This is a genomic window from Pedobacter heparinus DSM 2366 (assembly GCF_000023825.1).
Lineage (GTDB): Bacteria > Bacteroidota > Bacteroidia > Sphingobacteriales > Sphingobacteriaceae > Pedobacter > Pedobacter heparinus.
Genome location: NC_013061.1, coordinates 408,371 through 427,391, shown reverse-complemented (window position 1 = coordinate 427,391; position 19,021 = coordinate 408,371). Strand labels below are relative to the sequence as shown.

The 19,021-nt window shown below is 45.8% G+C and carries 15 protein-coding genes; 3 read left to right on the top strand and 12 right to left on the bottom strand.

The features are described from left to right. Nucleotides 1-4: 4 nt before the first annotated feature. Complete coding sequence (gene rfbC, locus PHEP_RS01800) at nucleotides 5-559, top strand: dTDP-4-dehydrorhamnose 3,5-epimerase (RefSeq protein ID WP_012780538.1); 555 nt, start codon at nucleotides 5-7, stop codon at nucleotides 557-559. Between the two features lie 10 nt (nucleotides 560-569). Here rfbC and nagA read toward each other — a convergent pair whose 3' ends face one another. From nagA to PHEP_RS01755, 9 genes are read right to left on the bottom strand one after another with little or no spacing between them, the layout of a single operon-like run. Continuing rightward, on the bottom strand, nucleotides 570-1,760 hold the full coding sequence (nagA, locus tag PHEP_RS01795; protein WP_012780537.1) for an N-acetylglucosamine-6-phosphate deacetylase: 1,191 nt from the start codon (nucleotides 1,758-1,760) through the stop codon (nucleotides 570-572). A gap of 22 nt (nucleotides 1,761-1,782) precedes the next feature. Beyond that, the gene (locus PHEP_RS21415; protein ID WP_012780536.1) at nucleotides 1,783-2,199 is read right to left on the bottom strand and encodes a high-potential iron-sulfur protein; all 417 of its coding nucleotides are present in this window, start codon (nucleotides 2,197-2,199) and stop codon (nucleotides 1,783-1,785) included. Nucleotides 2,200-2,222: 23 nt separating this feature from the next. Next, nucleotides 2,223-4,361, bottom strand: a complete 2,139-nt coding sequence (locus PHEP_RS01785) for a PVC-type heme-binding CxxCH protein (protein WP_012780535.1) — start codon at nucleotides 4,359-4,361, stop codon at nucleotides 2,223-2,225. Nucleotides 4,362-4,364: 3 nt separating this feature from the next. Beyond that, a complete protein-coding gene (locus PHEP_RS01780; protein WP_012780534.1) occupies nucleotides 4,365-5,666 on the bottom strand; it encodes an NHL repeat-containing protein in 1,302 nt (433 codons plus the stop codon). A gap of 39 nt (nucleotides 5,667-5,705) precedes the next feature. After that, nucleotides 5,706-6,713: an amidohydrolase family protein gene (locus PHEP_RS01775; protein WP_012780533.1), complete on the bottom strand. Its 1,008-nt coding sequence runs from the start codon at nucleotides 6,711-6,713 to the stop codon at nucleotides 5,706-5,708. A 6-nt stretch (nucleotides 6,714-6,719) separates the two neighbouring features. Further along, nucleotides 6,720-8,108 (bottom strand): neutral/alkaline non-lysosomal ceramidase N-terminal domain-containing protein, encoded by a 1,389-nt coding sequence (locus PHEP_RS01770; RefSeq protein WP_012780532.1) that lies wholly within the window; start codon nucleotides 8,106-8,108, stop codon nucleotides 6,720-6,722. A 3-nt stretch (nucleotides 8,109-8,111) separates the two neighbouring features. After that, entirely contained in the window at nucleotides 8,112-9,524 is a 1,413-nt protein-coding gene (locus tag PHEP_RS01765; protein WP_036675411.1) for a DegT/DnrJ/EryC1/StrS family aminotransferase, read from the bottom strand. A 21-nt stretch (nucleotides 9,525-9,545) separates the two neighbouring features. Then, nucleotides 9,546-10,937 (bottom strand): hypothetical protein, encoded by a 1,392-nt coding sequence (locus tag PHEP_RS01760; RefSeq protein WP_012780530.1) that lies wholly within the window; start codon nucleotides 10,935-10,937, stop codon nucleotides 9,546-9,548. 28 nt (nucleotides 10,938-10,965) lie between these two features. Next, nucleotides 10,966-12,333, bottom strand: a complete 1,368-nt coding sequence (locus PHEP_RS01755) for a DegT/DnrJ/EryC1/StrS family aminotransferase (protein ID WP_012780529.1) — start codon at nucleotides 12,331-12,333, stop codon at nucleotides 10,966-10,968. A 253-nt stretch (nucleotides 12,334-12,586) separates the two neighbouring features. On the opposite strand from PHEP_RS01755, the gene PHEP_RS01750 reads away from it, so the two are divergent. After that, a complete protein-coding gene (locus PHEP_RS01750; RefSeq protein ID WP_012780528.1) occupies nucleotides 12,587-14,548 on the top strand; it encodes an NHL repeat-containing protein in 1,962 nt (653 codons plus the stop codon). Between the two features lie 55 nt (nucleotides 14,549-14,603). Here the strand turns inward: PHEP_RS01750 and PHEP_RS01745 are convergent, their stop codons facing one another. Together PHEP_RS01745 and PHEP_RS01740 are read right to left on the bottom strand one after the other, a co-directional pair. Further along, a complete protein-coding gene (locus PHEP_RS01745; RefSeq protein ID WP_012780527.1) occupies nucleotides 14,604-16,073 on the bottom strand; it encodes a sodium:solute symporter family protein in 1,470 nt (489 codons plus the stop codon). A 42-nt stretch (nucleotides 16,074-16,115) separates the two neighbouring features. Then, on the bottom strand, nucleotides 16,116-17,168 hold the full coding sequence (locus PHEP_RS01740; protein ID WP_012780526.1) for a Gfo/Idh/MocA family protein: 1,053 nt from the start codon (nucleotides 17,166-17,168) through the stop codon (nucleotides 16,116-16,118). A gap of 461 nt (nucleotides 17,169-17,629) precedes the next feature. Here PHEP_RS01740 and PHEP_RS21410 point away from each other — a divergent pair, with 461 nt between their 5' ends. Further along, nucleotides 17,630-18,268 (top strand): DUF6266 family protein, encoded by a 639-nt coding sequence (locus PHEP_RS21410; RefSeq protein ID WP_012780525.1) that lies wholly within the window; start codon nucleotides 17,630-17,632, stop codon nucleotides 18,266-18,268. Between the two features lie 122 nt (nucleotides 18,269-18,390). Here PHEP_RS21410 and PHEP_RS01730 read toward each other — a convergent pair whose 3' ends face one another. Beyond that, complete coding sequence (locus PHEP_RS01730) at nucleotides 18,391-18,858, bottom strand: hypothetical protein (protein WP_012780524.1); 468 nt, start codon at nucleotides 18,856-18,858, stop codon at nucleotides 18,391-18,393. Nucleotides 18,859-19,021 lie beyond the last annotated feature (163 nt).

Sequence of the window (19,021 nt, the reverse complement as noted above, 5' to 3'; positions counted from 1 at the left end):
TTTTATGCAAATTACACAAACACCATTGGCCGGCCTTTTAGTAATTGAGCCTAAGGTATGGAAAGACAACCGTGGTTATTTTTACGAAAGCTATAATGCAAAGCTATTTGCTGAGGCCGGCATCAGTGCTAATTTTGTGCAGGACAACCAGTCCTTCTCACAAAAAGGGGCACTGCGCGGAATGCACGCACAAAGTCCACCCTTTGAGCAGGGAAAGCTGGTCCGTGTACTGCAGGGTGCGGTATGGGATATTGCAGTCGACATCAGAAAAGCATCCCCTACTTATGGTCAGCATTTTGGTGTTGAGCTGAGCAGCGAAAACCACAAACAGCTTTGGGTACCCCCCGGATTTCTGCATGGTTTTTTAACGCTGGAAGACCAGACCATTTTTACTTACAAAGTAAGCAATTACTATGATAAGGCCTCAGAAATCGGGGTGATGTGGAACGATCCTGACCTGAACATCAACTGGAATGCCAGCATTCCTGAACAGGACCTGCTCTTGTCTGATAAAGACCTCCTCCTTTCTGCTTTTAAGGATTTTAAAAGCCCTTTCTGATGCTCTTATCTTAAGGCTTTGTATACACTATATGGCCATTTACCATGGTCATCCGGATATCGATGTTCTCATCAAAAATGACCACATCAGCCTGTTTGCCCTCAATCAGTGATCCTGTGCTGTCCTGAATACCCATGATGCGCGCAGGCGTAGTGCTGATCATTTTTATAGCTTCAGTTAAGGGTACGTGTGCCATTTGGACCATGTTACGTACCAGTCTGTCTGTAGTGGCCACACTTCCGGCAAAAGCACTGCGGTCGGGCAGTTTGGCTACCCCATCTTCCACAATTACCTTCATACCGGTAGCAATGTTGCCCAATATGCTGTCGCCAGGCGGCATCCCGGCACCCCGCATGGCATCTGTAATCAATGCCGTTTTTACTGTGCCTTTTATTTTATACACCAGTTGCAGCAGGGCTGCAGGCAGGTGTATGCCATCTGCAATGATCTCTACATCCATCTCATCAATCAGGTAAGCGCTTTCTATCACACCCGCATAGCGGTAAGCATTACGGCGGGTTACGCCCGACATGCAGGAATAAAGATGGGTGGCCAGGGTGTAACCGTTTTCAAAGGCTTCCAGTGTTTCCTCATAAATGGCATCGGTATGTGCAATTGCAGCAATAATGCCCTTACTTTTCAGGTACCTGCCAAATGGAATGGCCCCTGGTAATTCAGGGGCAGCACTCCAGCGTTTAATGACATCAGAATGGGCTATAATGGCTTCATACTCTTTCGGGTCAGGGTTACGGATAAAACGCGGATCCTGGGCACCGCGCTGATCTGGCGAGAAATAAGGCCCTTCCAGGTGCATACCGATAAATTTTGCACCCATGGTATTCTTTTTATCTGCCTCTTTATAAATATCCAGCGTATTCAGCAGCTCTTCACGGGTGCTGGTCAGCGTGGTAGGTACCATGGCCGTTGTACCAAACCTGGCATGCGTTTCAGCAATTTTAAGAAAAGCCGTTTCGTTGCCATCCATAAAATCATGACCGCCACCCCCATGGATATGGATGTCTATAAAACCCGGGGAAACATAGTTCCCCCGGGCATCAATTTCAATAGCACCGGGGGCATGGATATCCCCTTCGCTGATCTGTGCAATTTTATCTCCTGTAATTAACAGTGTTCCCTGATCAATGATGCGATAAGGCGTAATGATCTTTCCGCCAACTATTTTATAAGTATTCTGAAGCATTAATTTATGTTTTTATATATGTTTAGGAAACCTGTTCAGCCCAATAGGTGCAGGAACCTTCCTTGTTAACAGGTCCTTTGAAAAGAATGCATCCTCCGCAGGTTTTTTCCGCACCTTTTGGAATAAAAAGATTACATTTTTGGCATTCTCTTTCCGGATCAGGGGATTTCTCTACATAGCCGAGTTTCTTACGTTTGGCCAGCTCTTCCGGACTTACATTAGAATAATCACCACATTTAAAATCGTCGGCACCGCTCCCTGCCGAAGCTGATTTTGCGGTATCCGCCCCTGCCTTAGGGGTTTCCCCGGTTACTGTTCCGCTTTCTTTAGGGCTGTCACCATTACAACTGCTTAAAACTGCACCACCGGCAACTACCACCAGTCCGGCCGAAAGAAATTTTTGCAGGAAAGCCCTGCGTGAGTTATTTTGAATCTTCATCTGTATCTGTTTTAGGTCTGAAATCAACTTCCTTTTAAAGCTTCGGCAGCATCCTGATATGCCTTTTTATTTTCTGCAACCGCACTGCCTTCCAGCTTTTTAAGCGTAGCGGCAATGGCTGCATTACCTTCCTTGTTTTTAGATTTTTTAAATCCGGTAGCCAGGCCATTCAAACCTTCCTGCACCCATTTCTGATCTGTTTTTACAGCAGGCGAAGAGAAGAAAGCAAGCAGTTTTGATACCTCTGCACCCGATTTCCGGGAGCCGATAATGGTCGAAATATTTTTTACAAAAGCCAGTTTCGCAGAATCGGGAGCAGTAAAGAAAGCCCCATTTTTGGCCAGCTGATCTACCAGTTCAAATGATGAACCGGGATTTGAGCTCAACACGGCATTGCTGAACCACATGTCTTTATATTTCTTTTCTATGAGACTGGCAAAAGCAGGTACTACCTGTCCAGCCTTCAGCTGTCCGGCGCTTAATGTTGCCTGTAAAGAAACCAGTCCTACAGGATCAGCAATGGTTTTTACCAGCTGACCCGCCAGTTCCGGGAAGCGCTCTGAAAGGATGGCGCCATGCTCTCTTAAACCTGCATTGGCATCGGTTAATGCTTTACCTACCAGCTCGGCATTCAGGGCATCCAGGCCTTCTAAAGTATACAGGGCGTGCAGCCTGCTGATCGGGTTTTTATCCTCGTTGAACATTTTGACCAAAGCCGGGATAGCCGATTTGTCTTTACGCTCAATGATGATGCGCTGGGCATTTAAACGCCACCAGCGGTTTGGATGACCCAGGTAAGCCACCAGTTCCTGACCAAATTGGTTCCGCATGTGCGGTGGCAATGATTTCTGTGCTTTTGCTTCAGTAGAAACAATACGGTAAATGCGGCCAAAATTATTGCCACGCATAAAGTCCATATCCATTTTCAGGGAATCAGGAATAGATACTGGTGTTTCGATGTGCTGACGGTACATATCCACCATATACAGGTTACCATCATAGCCCAGGGTAAAGTTACATGGCCTGAACCATGGATCTGTTGAAGCTATGAATTCACGTTTCTCTTCTTTTGCGCTGCGTTTTGCATTAAAAAAAGGCCCGTCGTTGCCAATTTCAATAATATCGCGGTGCACCAGGCTTCCGGCTACATCGCCAATAAAACTACTGCCATAAAATTCTTTCGGATAGGCATCGCCGGCATAAATCGTTCCGCCCGAAGCTGCAGTAAAACGTCCTTCAGCATATTCCTTTCTATCCAGTTTTTCTTTTTCAAAATTCGCATTGCGTGCTTTTGTACGTTCTGCACGCCACCATGGTGCAGGGGTAGCCTGGTACATGATCGGTTCAGCAGCATAAATGTTCACTACAGACTTAAAGTTCATATGATCGTGGCGTTTCAGGTACCTGCCGGCAATGGGCGAATTGGAAATGTGCCTGGAATTATTGGTATAAAACCGGTGTCCAAGATCGTCCATATCCAAGCCATACTGACCGGCACCAGACTCTACTTCAAACAGGCCTTTATCCAGTCGGAACCGGAAGTCGCCCCCTTTGATCTGTAAGGCAGGGGCATTTGGTTTACGGCTAAAAGTAATTTCACCGGCCATCCCGCCATTATTGGCATAGATCCAGTTGTCGATACCATACCTCAAACTCGTAATCTGAGCTTCAGAATTGTCTTCAAAGAAGCCGGTAAACAGCACTTCTTTAATGTCAGCCTTACCGTCGCCAGTGGTATCTTTCATGAAGAAAATATTGGGTGCAGCGGTGACGAGCAAGCCGCCTTCCCATGGCAATATACTGGTGCCACTTTCAAGTTTGCTGGCAAAAATAACAGAGGTATCTATTTTTCCATCGTGGTCCTTATCGATCAGCTTACGGATCTGGCCCTTACCCTGTCCTTTTACCGCCTTATACGGATAATCACCCATCTCAATGACATAAGCATTGCCCTCCTCATCAAACGTGAGCTCAACAGGATCGGTGACATTCGGTTCGGTAGCATATACTTCGGCTTTAAAACCATTCAGCATATCAAAAGTACTGATAGATTCCTCGGCCGTTCGGGACTCTTCATACTTTTTCTTTTTTGAACAGGAGGCAAATACAACTGCCACCATAGTAATCCATATCAGGTTTCTTTTAAGGTTCAGAGCTTTCATATTTTAAGCATTTACTGTTTTATGTGTGTTTAAAAAAGGATTCGGAATTTTGATCAGGTCCTGTATTTCATTTCCATTGTGCATAAACCGGGCTAGGGTGTACACATTCCCTGCTGCATCAATGGTAACTGAATTTACATAGGTTGGCCTGGAACCGTCTTCATAAAAAATGGGTCCATGGTCTGTATATTTTCTGTTGGAAAGATTATAAGTAACCAGGTGCAGGTTCTCTAATCCCTTGGCTGCACCTTTGGCAATGGCATCTTTCCCTTTAAGACGCTTGCCATCAATGTAAATTGGCCCTCCCGTAAGGTAATAAATGGTTTTATCATCCGGCCCAAGCTGAAAGCCCAGGTAACCATAGCTGAACTGGTCGAACATACCGCTCTTTTGAGAGGGTGCTGAAGCAATGCGGTCTACAATTTCAATGCTTCGTTTTCTGGGGTCAAAACGAAACAGGTAACCCGAATTGCCATGTACACCATAAGCAACTTTTTCTGCAGCATGCCAGAATATTTTGCGCCAGTTATAGCCCATGCTTCCTGGCCTGGTAGCATCATAACTGCCAAAATAGTCCAGTTTAAGGTCAATATCTTCCAGCTTTGAAAAAGTAGTCTCTTCAGGTTTAAAGGTAAGGATATCGCCTTCGGCCGTAGAAAAATATAAGGTACCATCGGCAGGGTCTACAAACATCGAACGGCAGATCACCCGGTAATCTTTACCCACTTCCCCCGCTTCGCCACGGCCGCAGGGTAAACCGATATTCCGCAATTTGCCGGTATTCATATCATAATGGACCAGATAGCCCAATGGCCAGGTCAGTGCATAAATATGGCCCCTTTCTTTATCGATAGCCATGGTAAGCAGCCCTTCGCCTTCCGGCGCAATGGCCAGGTCTTCAAATTTACCCTCAGCCAGGTCGTACGACAGGATATGTCCGCCCGGATACAGCGCATAACCCTCAGGTGCTTTTACATGCAGGCGTTCCATATCATCTATCATATCATAAACGCCTACATGGGTCACAAAATACAGTTTGCCATTACTTTCATAAAAGCGCACATGGCTTTTGCCCTGGGGAATAGCCTTACTGTCCTTTTCACCGGAGATCTCGGTCAGGTCGGCCAGTAATGCCGTCGTATCTGTTTCAGGATCGTAAACATAAATTTTTCCGCCGATATCGTAAGATTCTGATGAAAGCACATAATAAACCCTGCCATCACTGGCGGCCGATATTGCATTGTAAGTATCGTGGGCCAGTTCAAATCCGGAGTAGTATCGCTTTGCTATTAAGGTATTGCTCATTTTAAATCTGTTTTATTGTGTTCCTCTGTAATGGCGGCATTACAGGCGGAACAGTTTTTTTGCATTGTGGTATAAGATCTTTCTTTCTATTTTTTTTGTGGGCGATAATTTCCTTACCTCGGCAATTATTTTTGCCCCGAAACAATTGTCTATATGCCCGGTTATATCGGTACAGTCGCTGCCAAAAAGCAACCTGTCCTGATGTTTTTCTATAAAGGCACGCGCATGGTCCTCATCCCTGGTCATGGAACCTAGTCCTGAACCTGCCGACAAGTCGCCGTAAATATTGTCGTAATTGCTCAGCAGCTGGTCTGTCAATCCGCCGGGGGTCACCTTTGTTTTCGGATAAAGCACCTTCTGGTCCAGGTGGTTCCTGTCAATATTAGCCCACCAGGTTTGGGAGTGCCCGATGAAGTTCACCTTAGGATATTTTTCCAGCATTTTATAAAAGCGCTCCAGGCCATAGTTGTACATTTCATACTGCCAGTGCATCAGCACCGGAACATTATAGGCCTGTGCCAGCTCATAGATCTTCTGCATCTCCGGCGAATCACATTCTACCCCAAATTTAGACTCCCCTATAACAGAAGCACCCAGCTTTAAATATTTTTCAATTTCTTGAAGGGCATCCGGCAGGTCGGGCACCTCATTGGCACCAAACAAAAATTCTTTAGGATATTTTTTTGCCAGTCCGTAGCAAATGGTGTTTCCGGTAGCTTTGGCCTGCAAGCCGTTGCCTACGCCAAAGTGTGTACTGGCCGAATTAACCGGACGGCCTGAAGGCAAAAGAATGGTTTTGGTAATCCCCATGGCCCGCTGGTGCGCAATCAGCTGTTCGGTAGTACGCCCCATGTAATCGGTATGCTGGTGGATGTCAATAATCGGCTCAGCAAAAAGTGAATCGAGCGGAGAATGCGTAGAGAGCGTAGAGAGCGGGTTCGCCTGTAGTTTTAAGGCAGTTCCGGCCAGCAGCAGGCCTGTCCCGGCAATAAACTTGCGCCGGGACAGGGATGCGGATGGTTTCGTTTTTGATTTTTTAAAATCCATAATTCATTATCTGACAATTTTTGGCACGCCAGCTTTTTCGGCCTGCAAAATCACTTCGTTTAAAATCCTGGTTTCAACTGTTACATCCCATTTTGCGGGCATACCATATACCATTCTGGCAGCATCACCTTCATAGCCGCCTTCCTGTAAAATGGAACAGGAAGGAATATAGGTCATCACATCATTGCTATAGCCCAAAACAAAGGCGTCCTGGCCAAACATCTGCTTAGTGATAATGGAATATTCTACAGTGAGTTCGCCCCCTAAGGCTACAAGGGCCTGACCCCCAATTGACCACACCTGTACAGGATATGGGTACGAGCGGATCAGTTGCTCTCCTTTATCTATCTTACCGATCATACGTTCGGCCCAGCGTTTCTGATAAGCTACCGGCGTTGTTTTAGCAATTTGGGTCAACTCTTCTTTATTTGGAACAGCACCCAATGGCAAATTTATTTCCGAATAGGCGGTAGACAGGGTAGCAGGTAATTTCCGCATGTCCTCTTCAATTACACGGTCAACCGCAGCTGCCAGTTCCCGGCCATATTGTTTGGCCAGAGGTACAGTACCGCGAGGCAGGGGGTTCTGATCTGCACCAGCACCCTGAAAAAACATGGCCGTAGTTCCCGGATGGTATTTTTCAACCTCTATCTGGGCAAAACCGGCATAATCGCCAGACCATTCATAGCGTTCCAAAACGGTATTGTGACAAGCATAACCAAAAGCAATGGCTTTCAGCTCTCCTTTTTTATTCACTACTTTGATTACCGGAACTGCCCAATCACTTGGCCCCTTCAATTCTGTAACCTTGGTTAAAGTAGCTACAGGGTTGTTGCGACGGTTAACCTCAAATCTGGTTACCCCATTTTGTGCATAAAGTGCAGCAGGCTCCATTTTACCCAGGGCCTCACCTGCAAGTTTAACAATCTGGTCTTCCAGTGCAAGTGAATATTGCTTGATCTTTTCCAGTTGTACAGCATCCAGCAGGTAAATGTCTGTCAGCGCATCCTGTAAAACCGGACCCGAATGGGTATGTGAGCTGTTCAGCAATACCTGGTCGCGGTCTAAACCAAATTTGCTTTTAATCCTGTCCCTGATGTGGTTAGACACATCTTTTGGAAAACCTAAAAGGTCGGTGGTAATCAGTAAGGCCTTTTTGCCATTGGCATCTTCCAGGGCAAGTGCTTTGGCCCATAAGTCGTGCAGGGTACCCTCAGAAGGATGGTTACGGCTGGCAAAGCCGGCCATTGCCATGGGCTGCTTTGGGGTAATTACAACCCTGGCAACGCCAGCTTTCCAGTCGGCCGCTTCAGCAAGAGCAGTTTTTTGTGCGTATACTGAAGTAATTAAAAAAACAACACAGCAAAGCGTTGAAAATAAAATTGGTCTCTTCATCGTTTAGCCCATTTTGTTAAGTTCATCCGCATTTTTGTAAATTTTTGCAATCGCTGCAGCAATGTCATCCATATCAGATTTGCTGCCTAAAAGCATACTCTGCGAAAACCATACAGCCTCTTCATGACACAGGATGTCATTATTCGGGCATTTGTTGTTTTTCAGGTACTTGTTGTAATCCAACTCTCCTTTTGTATACATGCGTTTAAAATTCTTCGATTCAAAAGCATCTTTTATAAAGTTCATTTCCAGCAAAGGGGTATATCCGCTGGAGCATGGGATGCCCTCTGCCCTTAACGCTTTCAAAAATTTATCTCTCGACAGGCCTTTAAAGTTCTGTTTCTGGAACCTGAAAGGAAAAAGGTGATAGGCTGCCCTGGTCACTTTATCATATAGTTTATAAGGTACAATACCCGGGGTTTTGGCAATCTGTGCTTTCAGGTAAGCTGCATTTTCATTCCTGGTGGTGGTTTGTGCGTCCAGGTATTTCAGTAGCGACAGCCCGATGGCCGATGCGTATTCAGAAGTTCGGACTTTAGTACCCAGCATAGCGCTCCCGCCGCTTACTGTACCTACAGCTGTTCCATATGGATAGCCATAATTGGTATAAGAAAAACATTTGTCGATAAATTTTTCGTCGTTGCTCACAATTGCGCCTCCCTCGCCAATGGGCAGGTTTTTAGAGTTTTGGAAACTAAAGCAACCGGCATGGCCTATGGTACCTACTTTTTTATGATCGTACTCTGCCAAGTGCGCCTGGCAGGCATCTTCAAGTACCAAAAGATTGTGTTTTTTGGCAATCGCCATAATTCGGTCCATATCACATGGCAAGCCTAAAATGTGTACAGGTAGTATCGCTTTGGTACGCGGAGTAATTTTTGCTTCTATCTTATCCGGGTCCATCTGGAAAGTTTCGAGGTCCACATCCACAAAAACAGGGATGGCACCGTTTAGCAGTACCGCAGAAACCGTAGCAATAAAAGTATAGGGTGGTACCAATACCTCATCTCCTGCACCAATATTCATCTGGTGAAGTGCAACAATTAGCGCATTTGTACCATTAGCTACAGTTAAACTGCGTTTAACATCCAGCGCTTTGGCCCATGCCGCTTCAAATTCATTGGCTACCCCGGCGCGCGACCAAACGCCGCTCCTGATGGTATCAACAACGCGTTTTTCATCGGTTTCCGGATTCCAGATGGGCCATTTTTGCCAGGCTTTGGTACGGAGCGGCTTACCGCCAAGAACAGCCAGTTTATCGTCCTGCTTTCCGGTTAGAAAACTCCATACGCCTTTATCCTTAGCGGATGCCATGGAAAATGAGGGAACTAAAGCTAAACCAGCAGCAAAAATACCGGTCGACTTGATAAATTTCCTTCTGGTTTCATTGTTTTGGTTGTTTGTGTTAGGTTTCATCAGCATTGTCATTTGGTTTGTTTATTTTTTTAACAGCTTGTGAATGGCTGTCATCAGTACTTTTTCTATGTCAGGGTTTGCTGCCGAGGCTTGTCCGGCCTCATAGCCGCCCTGGCGGTAACCTTCTTCATTACAGATATAACCCGGGGCATAATCCCCATAACCGGCCAGCGCTACAAAAAGATCTTTACGATAGGCTTTGGCCGCCAGCTGATATTCTACAAATGGTTCACCTGGAAGGTGCAGGATGCGTGCATTACCCAGTTTAAGGCAGGTTATATCAATCTTTTTACCCGCTTCTTCCCTGCGCAGTAATACGAGTTTAGACATATTGTTGGATAGGAAAACCGGGGTTTCTGTATACATTTTCTGTTCCATCGTTACCACGTCCTTTTTTAAAGGGATTTTGATGGGCTCAATTGTCCATTCTACCCCAGCAGCGTCAATGGGCTCTTTTTTGGTGGCCTCCCAGGCGCGTTTCATTCCATCGGCAAGTCTTTCTGCCAGGATCAGCCTGTTGATGTGTGCCCCGTCGTTGTATTTTCCCGCAGTAATGTTTCCTCCGGCACCATTAAAATGGATGTGCAGGGCATCTGGCACTGCCAGCTGCCTCATAAACCTGGCTAAGCCGGGGAAATCGGGGTTTGGCACCCCGGTACGGTAATAACTTTGAGGATGGGTGGCATAATAGCTCAGTACGGCTACCGGTTTATCTTTGTTCCAGAAACTGATGAGCGACAATTCCGGATCGATCAGACCTTCGGGTTCTGCCCTCATGGCCGAATCTTTGGTAGCGGAAGTACGGCTGGCCTTTACCTTACCATCAGCCCCAATAATACGGCGGTTTGAAGAAACTTTATAAACTACTGCCTTTCCCAGTCCCAGATGGGTAACCGGCTGGGCCTTTTTTATTGAGTTGTGTACAGCAACAGCCAAACGCCTGATCACTTCACGTGCAAAACTGCCTTCAAAGCTGATTGGCTTCAGCCCTGCTGCCAGCAAAATCCGCTCTGCACCAAAATCACATGCCGGAGCATCGTGTATATGAAGGGCATGTACCGCTACCCGGTCTGTGGTCGTACCTGCAGCGCTGGCTATGGCAGCTTTAAATTCATCCTGGCTATCATTGGAAATCCCAATCCAGTCTACCGAGCATACCACAATTGGTTTGCCCGAACCCATCAGTACAAAGCCTTTGGCACGCAGGCTCATGTCCCAGGAATTGATCATGGGGTCGTAGGCCAGGTCGCTGCCCACCGGAGGCGTAGCATCTACATCAAAGGTGCTCAAGCTTAGCTGACCAGCCTGTACATGCTTTAAGGAATCAATAGGAACGGCATTTGCATTGTTCACAAGGCAGCATAACGCAGCCAGGCAAAACAATAGTCTAAAACATTTAATACTCAGGTTCATGTGTGTGTTGTGTTAGTGTATAGTATAGTTATTCAATTGCATTCAGCTTGTCTCTATTTTCATAAACCTTCATAATCGCATTAATTACATCATCCATATCCGCTTTAGTGCCCAGCAACTGCGCTGAGCCTCCCAATACTACCATTTCCTGTCCAACCAGATCGCATTTCGGCAGGTTTAAGGCCTGCTCTCGGTATTGTACAAGCCTTTGCGGCGTATACATCGTTTTATATTCCTTTAAGCTTAAAATATGGTCTACCCAGGGCTCGGTATGCAGGCCTTTAATATAAGGGCTCAGTGCAACGCCCTCGGCTGCTATCGCTTTCAGAAATTTGCTACGGTCGGCATTGTTAAAATGTTCTTTCTGATAACTCATGGCATACAGGTAATAACCACTGCTTTGCGTACCCGTATATTGTTTTTGGGGTATAAGCCCCGGGAAGCCTTTGAGCTTAGCGCTTAAATAGGCTGCATTTTCGTTTCTGCGGGCAAACCGCTCTTTGGCACCCGATAGCTGGCCCATTAAAATGGCGCCCTCCAATTCGTTCATGCGGTATTTAGGGCCAATGGTTACATTTTTACCCTTACGGTCTGTGCCATGGTTCTGTACCGTAAATACTTTGTCCATCAGCGCGGCATCATTCCCAATCACCGCACCGCCTTCACCACAGGAAATCTGTTTACTGGCCTGAAAGCTGAAACAGCCCAGATCGCCAATGGTGCCCACCTGCTTACCCTGATATTGTGCGAAGTTAGCCTGACAGGCATCCTCTATGACATATAAATTGTGTTTTTTGGCAATGCCCATAATGCGCTGCATGTCGGCAGGCATGCCCATCATGTGCACCGGCATAATGGCTTTGGTATTTTTATTGATCTTTTTTTCCACATCATCAGGATCAAGCTGATAAGATGCCCGGTCCAGATCGGCCATCACCGGCAGGGCACGACTGCCTATAATGGAAGATATCGTGCCAAAATCGGTGTAGGGCGAAGTGATGACTTCATCGCCGGGGCCGATGCCCAGGGCCTCTACACAAGTACTCAGTGCCTGCGTGCCCGAACCAGTACCTACACAAAAACCAACGCCCAGTAAAGCCGCAAATTCTTTTTCGAATGTGGCTACAGTACCATTTGCAGCATTTTGGATACGGCTCCATTTGCCACTCTTGGTGGTATTTACAATAGAAGCGATCACTTTTTCATCGGCCAGAACAGCCGGCCAGTTGATCCATCCTTTGGTCCTTACCGGTGTACCGCCCAGAATGGCCAGTTTACCATAGTCTTTTGCTATAGAATGCCCGAACGCGGGAATAACATTGGAAAACGCCGCTGCCAGTGAAGTGGTGGTAACAGCAGTGATGAAATGTCTCCTCGAAAAATCAGATTTTTTCATTTGGATATAGTTTTGGTCATTTATAATGAAACTCCCTCTTCTGTAATGGTTCTTATGATGGAATTTCTTTTATCGGGTATGAAGTATAAATGATGTTATTTTAGTGTACGTACCCGATTTATATCTAAGGTAGGAATTCTTTTGAAACAAAAAAATATATATATCAAATAATTTACGCGATTTACAGATTTTATACTGCTTTAATAATCAGGATATTTATATTTACGTGTACGTAACCATAACACATACTAAAATGAAACAAGCAATCCTGTTTTTTACCCTTTACATGGCCCTGATCCCCATTGCCCATGCACAAAAAAATGTCCAGGTAAGCCCGCTTCCCGATCAGAGTGGTTTTACCGTTGAAAGTAAGACCAAAGACCTGGGCGGCGGTTTTTACGATCATGGTGTTGCCTCGCCCATCAGCAATCACCGTGGCGTGGTCGCAACCGTAGATGGCCAGGGCCGCAACATTGTCCTGGTCTGGCTTTTTGACCACCGTGGTGGCTATGCCTTATTGATGATTGATGCGCTGACCGGCAAAAGTGAAGAATTCCCGGTCCCTTTTGACACCAAGGGGGATACACCATTTTCCTCCATCTTGTCTGAAGGGAACAAACTCTATAGCCTTTATGGCTCCCACTTTGTAGAATTTGATCCCGTATTAAGGAAATTTACCTTTGTGAGCAAGGCCACGCCACAAATGGCAATGTCCATGACCGCCGATGATGACGGCAGGATCTGGGCGGCAACTTATCCCAGCAGCGGCCTGGTTTCTTTTGATCCCAGAACCCGTGAGTTTAAAGATTATAAATCTGTAAACAAAGAAAAATGGGCACAATACCCGAGGTCGATCACAGCAGATGACAGCGGCTGGATCTATTTTGGGCTAGGCAATGCCGCCAGCCAGATTTTTGCTTTTAATCCCGTATCTGCCGAAATTACAAGCATACTCCCCCCGGCAGAAAGAAAATTAGGCATAGCGTCTGTATCCAGGGATTTAAACGGAAAAGTTTATGGACAAAGCCTGAGCAGCGGAGACGGCCCCTGGTATGAACTGTACAAAGGCAAAGCGAACAAGGTGGGGCAATACCAGACACGGAAACCAAAACCTGTTATTACAGGTTCACAAGTACTTGTTCATGATAAATTTCCGGATGGCAGCCTGCTGAAAAGCCTGGACCTGGTAAACAGGGTGCTGGTTACCGAAAACCCGGGAACCAGGAAAAAAAACACTGTGACCTTTAATTATTCCAGCGATGGCGCGATTGTAATGGGCGTGGGTACTGCACCAGATGGGACTATAGTAGGTGGTACAGCTTTTCCGATGCGCTTTTTTAATTACGATTTGAAAAACGACAATTGGGTAAACCGCCCTGCCCTGGGGCAGTTTAATGCACTGGCAAACCAGAACAACAAAGTGTTTTTCGCGGTATATAACGGGGGCTACCTGATAGACTGGAACCCCTTTCAACCCTGGAAAGGCTGGCCAAAAAAAGGTACTGTTTCCAACCCCCAGTATCTCTCCGTAGCATCACCTACTGTCATCAGGCCATTCCGGCTGGTGGCCCATCCCGATGGAAAAACAATGATCATGAGCGGCAGTCCGGAATATGGTGCTACAGGCGGCGGCCTGTTGTTTTGGGACGATAAGACCAAGCAACAGAAATTGCTTACCGACAAAGAAGTAGTGCTGGACCAGTCGACCATGAGCATTGTGCCCCTTAAAAATGGCAAAATACTCGGTGGCACCACTACCACGCCAGGTTCCGGTGGCGAAAAGAAGGCTACCGAAGCCGTAGTGTACATCATGGACATGGGCAGCAAAAAAATAGAATGGCAAAAGGCCCTGTTCCCTCAGGCACAGGAATACAGCGACATGCGCTTAATGCCCAATGGGATGGTTTACGGCATTAAAGATAAAAAGGTATTTTTTGTATTCGACCCGGCGAAAAAACAGGTTATCCATGAAGAAGACCTGCTGCCTAAATATGGCCGTACAACCGCAGAGCAAAGCCCGAGGATATTTGTTGAAGGACCTAAAGGTGAAATGTACCTGCTTTTCAACGATGGGGCAATTGTACAGATCAATCCCGACAATTATAACCTAAAACTGATTGCTACTTCCCCATCAAACATCAAAGCTGGCGGGGATTATGCCAATGGCCGGATTTTCTTTGTCAGCGGTTCTCATTTGTTCAGTTACAAACTGTAAATCCATACCCATATAAAAAGGCTGTCCGAAAAAGTGTGTTCGGACAGCCTTTTGTTTAATCCTCTTTCAGTGAAGCCAGCAGGGCTTCAACTTCCGGTTTCACTTTGCTCCTTAAAAACAGGCCGCAGCCGATATAAATAATCATAGAGGTAACAATAGGCGAGGCCAGCTCTGCCGTTAAGCTTACCGTCATAAACGATTTCATTACAGCAAAAGTGATCAGTCCCCCAAAAATAGAAAGTAATGCTGCCCTGCTGTCGCTATGTTTAAATGCAGGCAACAGCCCAAGGATCATTGGTATAGCAGTAGGGCCAACCAAAGCCGAGAACCAGGTAATGATCAGTCCGAACACCCCACCAAAAGATTTGGACTGAAAGGCAATGATCAGTGTGGTCAGGATGAAAAGAAAAGTGGTTACCCTTGCAATAACCAACATTTTTTTCTGATTGAAGGTGCTCATCTTTCTATACAGTACCGGCATAATATCGCGGGTAATTACTGCCGAAATGGTATTGGCATCCGCAGCTGTCATGGCCAGGGTATTGCCAAACATAGAGGCCAGCAACAGACCTACCAAACCATGGGGCAGGAATTTTATGGCCATCATGGCATAAGATTGTGTGGGGTCGGCCAGGTCTTTTATAAAGATTGGTGCGGCAAACATGGGAAAGAACAGGATCAATGGCCATATCAGGTACATCAGCATGGAAAGCGTTGCCGCCTTACGGGCTTCAGTACCAGATGGCGATGAGATAAACCGGGTGGCCAGGTGCCAGGTACCCCCGCTGAAACTAAAAAAGCAGATGACCGTAAAAGAAATGGCAAAAGCCGGTGTATAGGGGCCATTGTACAGCTGGCCATGTGCCGCCGGTAGGCGGTCCCACATCGTAAATATACCATTTAAACCATCGCCCAGCTGGATCAGCACCATCACCATCATAATGATACCCGCTGTAAACTGGATCAGAAAGGAAGCCAGATCGTTCACCACATCGGCCCAAAGGCCACCCATGGTAATGTATACCATACTGACCACACCAGCTGTTAAAATGCCCGTAGCTATGGGCAGACCCGTAAAAGCGTTTAACAGGATGCCAATAGCCGCCCATTTTGCACCTACATCAAATATTTTAATGATTACCCCACTCCAGGCCATCACCTGCTGGGTACTGAGGTTGTAACGGGTAGCCAGGTATTCAGTAGGCGATTGTATACCTGCTTTAGACCTTAACCTGGCCCACCTTGGTGCAATAAAAAATACGGTACCCACCATGGCAATGGCTATACTGAGGGCCCACCACATGTATAGTGTAAAACCATAGTTATAGGCTATGGCTGCATAGGCCACGAATACCGCACCGCTATAGCCGGAAACATGGTGCGAAATACCCGAAAGCCACCAGGGCAACTTACCACCGGCAGTATAAAAATCGGCCGAGGATTTGATTTTGGTATATCCCCATATCCCCATTAAAACGAGGACTAAAAAATAACCGGCCAGTACGATATAATCTATTTTTTCCATTAATGTGTTAGTTTAGGTTGTATAATTGGTTATCGGCAGTTTTTATAATGGCAGCTTTACCAGCTGTCCTGTCTGGGCACTTTTATAAATGGCCAGTACAATCTCTACTGATTTACGTCCTTCTTCAGCATCTATTAGCAGTTGGCCATTGTTGTAAATGGCCTCGATCATGTTCTCCATTTGTTTCTGATGCCCCGAATAGCTGATGGCTTTCGGATCGGCAACACCACCTTTTGAAAGGTGCTCGGAAGGCCCTTCGCTGATTTTTGTATCCTGTTCGGTTTGCTGTTCAAACTGCCACTGGCTAATGTCGTTGTCCTCCATCACTACCGTACCAGCGCTGCCCATGATTTCAAGTTTCTTATAAGCCCCCGGGTAAACAGCCGTTGAACATTCTATGGTGCCCATAGCCCCATTCGCAAATTTCAGTACAGCAACCAGGGTATCTTCTACTTCAATATTTTTATGTTTTACATTGCCCGACATGGCCATTACCGATTGGACCGGGCCCATGCACCATTGCAGCATATCCACGGAATGAATGGCCTGGTTCATTAAAGCACCCCCTCCATCCAGTTTCCAGGTACCACGCCATGGGTTTGAACTGTAGTATTCATGGGTACGGCTCCACTTTACATAAGAACTGGCCAGGGCCAGTTGATCAAACCTGCCGCTGTCGATGGCTTTTTTCAAATGCTGGCTTGCCTGATAAAAACGGGTAGGGAACACAACGGCCACCTGTACATTTTTACGCTTTGCTGCGGCAATGATCTGGTCGGTTTTTTCGAGGGTAACCTCAATCGGTTTTTCGATCAGGCAATGCTTGCCTGCTGCTATGGCTTTAAGGGCAGGCTCCAGGTGTGCACCAGAAGGGGTACAGATACATACGATATCCAGTCCTTCTGTTTTGAGCAACTCATCCAGCGAATCGTAAGCCCTGCAATTGTACTGGGTAGCAAATTCATCTACTTTAGCTTTTGTTAAGCTGTAAGCGCCCAAAAGCTTTGCATTTTTAAGGGCAGCAATGGCCTGGGCATGGATGCCAGCAATGGCACCTGTGCCCACAATTCCAAAACCTATTACTTTATTGTCCATTCATTTATTTTATAAGTTAAACACCTGCTGTTTTTAGGGCTTAAAATAAGCTAAATTATAACCATTTCAAGCAGGTAATTTAAGGTAATAACCCTGATATCATAGTTAAGGGTACGTACACGTTAACAGCACTAATGTATAATTTTTAAATCAGATCACCTATTTATTCTTTAAATAAATAATTTTTTGCGCTTTGGTAGCCGTACAGATCCTGGAAAGGCCTGGTTCTTCACAAAGAAAGTCATTCTTCACACCTGGTTCACCTATCCTTCACACCAAACCCACAAACAGGTACCTTTTTGTGAAGAAAGTGTGTAGAATGTGTGGACGACGTGAGGACTTGCTATCAGGAAGACCTTGCTTTTTTGGCTACCTGATCCAAATCATAGAAATTCATAAGACAGGCATAATATTTGTATATTGCTAATAACTAACACATTAAAACTTAATTCATAAAAAGCATGGGAAGAATAAAAAAAGGAATCCTTGGCGGATTCTCAGGGAAGGTGGGCGCGGTGGTGGGCGCCAGCTGGCGTGGCGTTGATTATATGCGCAGCTTACCTGAAAAGAGTAAAAAAGCTGCTACCACAGCTCAACTTGCGCAACAAAATAAGATGGCCCTGTTCAGGGGCTTTCTACTGGGACTGGACGACATCATAGCGCGCTGTTTTCAAAACATAGAAAAGTACACCCCAATGAATGATGCGCTGTCTTACAACATGAAAAATGCCATTGCAGGTGTTTATCCTGATCAAAGCATCGCTTTTGATCAATTGTTGTTCAGCAAAGGGGAGTTGTTGGGTTCATGGCTGCCAAATGCAGTGTCGACAACCAGTAATGCGATAGACTTTAGCTGGGAAAATGGAAATTTTACGCCCATGCGTTCTGCTGCCGACCAGGTAACGGTAGTTGTTTACGACCCGGTGACTCAACAGTTTTGCAAACTGGAAAATGCTGCGCTAAGAAGTGAAAAAGCGGCCAGGTTGATTCTTCCCGACACGTTTAAAGGGCATGGGGTACATTGCTATATCAGCTTTTATTCGGAAAGTATGAAGATTGCCGCTACTAATGAATATTTAGGGGTAGTTGAAGTGGTTTAACAGCGCTTATTTAACAACAAAGATGGGGGATCATGTAAATCATCCCCCATCTTTTAATTGAATTGATAAATAACTGATAAAATCCATCATTCTCTCCCCTTACGGGGTAACCAGATATCCGTTTAAGGACAATAATCAGCCGGGCCACCAAGCAGGTATGGCTCGTTAGCGATCTGATACCCCGTGCCTGGCCTTAACTCATACCAGGCAGTAGTGGTTGTCGTTTCATGTGTGATGTAATCATAGTCTTCAGCCCAATACGGTTGTCCAAAACCATTCGCCTCAATCTGCGCTGTACTCCCTGTAAAATTTTGTTCAGACTTATAGCCGCAATTGGTGCGCGATACATACTTAACGTTAATGTCAACATAAGGATCTGAGGCCGGGATGGTAGCTTCGGCATCTTGCCAATAAAGAACATGTGTGGTGTACCCATTGAAACTGGAACTCCAGTTACTATAATCGGGGCTAAAGCCCAATTGAACATAGACCGTTTGCGCGCTTGTACTTATCGCATTCATAAACAGGAATGCAAGTGCTACAAGAGTTGACTTTACAATAAATTTCGACTTACTGATTAAATTTTCCATAATTGTTTTAAATGGTTAATAGTAACGGCTTCATTTGATCGGGCGGAGCCTTTCCCTATCTTCAAATTGTTTGAATTCAGTTGTTAAACCGTAGTTTTCTTCCGGGCATATTCCTGTTCAACTCGTCCATACGTTGCTAAACTATAAGCGCTACTGTATCTAT

What these genes read in the sequence shown, in the direction of transcription:
- rfbC (WP_012780538.1), top strand. Translation starts at nt 5, where the DNA reads ATGCAAATTACACAAACACCATTGGCCGGCCTTTTAGTAATTGAGCCT.
- nagA (WP_012780537.1), bottom strand. Translation starts at nt 1,760, where the DNA reads ATGCTTCAGAATACTTATAAAATAGTTGGCGGAAAGATCATTACGCCT.
- PHEP_RS21415 (WP_012780536.1), bottom strand. Translation starts at nt 2,199, where the DNA reads ATGAAGATTCAAAATAACTCACGCAGGGCTTTCCTGCAAAAATTTCTT.
- PHEP_RS01785 (WP_012780535.1), bottom strand. Translation starts at nt 4,361, where the DNA reads ATGAAAGCTCTGAACCTTAAAAGAAACCTGATATGGATTACTATGGTG.
- PHEP_RS01780 (WP_012780534.1), bottom strand. Translation starts at nt 5,666, where the DNA reads ATGAGCAATACCTTAATAGCAAAGCGATACTACTCCGGATTTGAACTG.
- PHEP_RS01775 (WP_012780533.1), bottom strand. Translation starts at nt 6,713, where the DNA reads ATGGATTTTAAAAAATCAAAAACGAAACCATCCGCATCCCTGTCCCGG.
- PHEP_RS01770 (WP_012780532.1), bottom strand. Translation starts at nt 8,108, where the DNA reads ATGAAGAGACCAATTTTATTTTCAACGCTTTGCTGTGTTGTTTTTTTA.
- PHEP_RS01765 (WP_036675411.1), bottom strand. Translation starts at nt 9,524, where the DNA reads ATGAAACCTAACACAAACAACCAAAACAATGAAACCAGAAGGAAATTT.
- PHEP_RS01760 (WP_012780530.1), bottom strand. Translation starts at nt 10,937, where the DNA reads ATGAACCTGAGTATTAAATGTTTTAGACTATTGTTTTGCCTGGCTGCG.
- PHEP_RS01755 (WP_012780529.1), bottom strand. Translation starts at nt 12,333, where the DNA reads ATGAAAAAATCTGATTTTTCGAGGAGACATTTCATCACTGCTGTTACC.
- PHEP_RS01750 (WP_012780528.1), top strand. Translation starts at nt 12,587, where the DNA reads ATGAAACAAGCAATCCTGTTTTTTACCCTTTACATGGCCCTGATCCCC.
- PHEP_RS01745 (WP_012780527.1), bottom strand. Translation starts at nt 16,073, where the DNA reads ATGGAAAAAATAGATTATATCGTACTGGCCGGTTATTTTTTAGTCCTC.
- PHEP_RS01740 (WP_012780526.1), bottom strand. Translation starts at nt 17,168, where the DNA reads ATGGACAATAAAGTAATAGGTTTTGGAATTGTGGGCACAGGTGCCATT.
- PHEP_RS21410 (WP_012780525.1), top strand. Translation starts at nt 17,630, where the DNA reads ATGGGAAGAATAAAAAAAGGAATCCTTGGCGGATTCTCAGGGAAGGTG.
- PHEP_RS01730 (WP_012780524.1), bottom strand. Translation starts at nt 18,858, where the DNA reads ATGGAAAATTTAATCAGTAAGTCGAAATTTATTGTAAAGTCAACTCTT.